Origin of the sequence: Chryseobacterium formosum, from assembly GCF_026460885.1 — a bacterium.
Taxonomy (GTDB): domain Bacteria; phylum Bacteroidota; class Bacteroidia; order Flavobacteriales; family Weeksellaceae; genus Chryseobacterium; species Chryseobacterium formosus.
On sequence record NZ_JAOVZW010000035.1, the window covers coordinates 1 to 1,070 of the forward strand.

Annotated in this window: 2 pseudogenes; one reads left to right on the plus strand and one right to left on the minus strand. The window is 31.4% G+C overall.

Annotated elements, in window-relative coordinates:
- Positions 1-124: 124 nt before the first annotated feature.
- Positions 125-417, minus strand: a pseudogene (locus tag OF897_RS21225) (helix-turn-helix domain-containing protein).
- Between the two features lie 461 nt (positions 418-878).
- On the opposite strand from OF897_RS21225, the pseudogene OF897_RS21230 reads away from it, so the two are divergent.
- A pseudogene (locus OF897_RS21230) lies at positions 879-1,070 on the plus strand (T9SS type A sorting domain-containing protein); the annotation flags it as partial.

The window sequence follows — 1,070 nt, forward strand, 5'->3', positions numbered from 1 at the left end:
GAAAATAATCGGTGGAAGTCACCCCTTAATAAAACGACATTGCATCGGAGGCAAAAAAACTATAGGTTCATTGTAAACTGATGTAATATTAGAAGCTATTTCTACTATTTGCCATCTTAACAACTTATCTTCTCCGAGCCCCACTAAAACTATCCCTGATCAACTGATGTACATCAGACAATTTATAATACAACTTACCGCTGATGGTATAATAGGGTAATTTTTTATCAGATCTATAACGCTGTAATGATCTTGAACTGATCTTAAGCAATTGCAAGACATCCTGATTATCGAGCAGTTGCTCTCCATCAATACTGTTAATTCATTTTCATTTTCCTTTAATCTCTCACTTAGGATATCAAATCTTGTCATGATTCTTTCCATCCATGAAATAAATTCTGCTCTATCAATATTCATAAGACTTTGTTTTTTAGCTCTAACAAAGTTTTAGAAAAAGGATGAGAATCTTTCGTTAGTTTTTCGTACTACCGAACGATTTAATTCAAAAAAAAAAATCATCGTAAAGTATATCGAAAAATAGTTTAAAAATAAAAGATTAGTAATCGGTCTTAGCACATTGGTCTTTTTGACCTTATATATGAGCTTTTCGAATATTTTTCTAGAAGATTTGATTAAACTTGAACTTCATTCTCATAACTGAGACTTAATGCACCCTATATAAATAGTGTAAATGTTAAATTACACGAAGCGCAATATGTCTTAGTTTTTTCTCATCATTCTAATACGTCAAGTTTTGGCGTGTTACTGTTTTATATTTGTTTCGACAATATGAAATATTTATATTAAATCTCATTAAAGAGATTAGGTAGTTCGTTAAAAAATGTTAAATTAGCAACAATAAAATTAATAACCAAATCATGAAACAACTCTACATGAGTGCATTACTGCTATGCACAACTGCTGTACTGTATTCTCAGGAAGTGGTATGGCAAAAAGACATTAAATCCTCAACGCAGGATTTTCTCTCGCAAGTCATCACTACAATCGACCAGCAGTATCTGATAACAGGAAGCTCAATTCAATCCAAAAAAATTACTCCCGAAAACAAA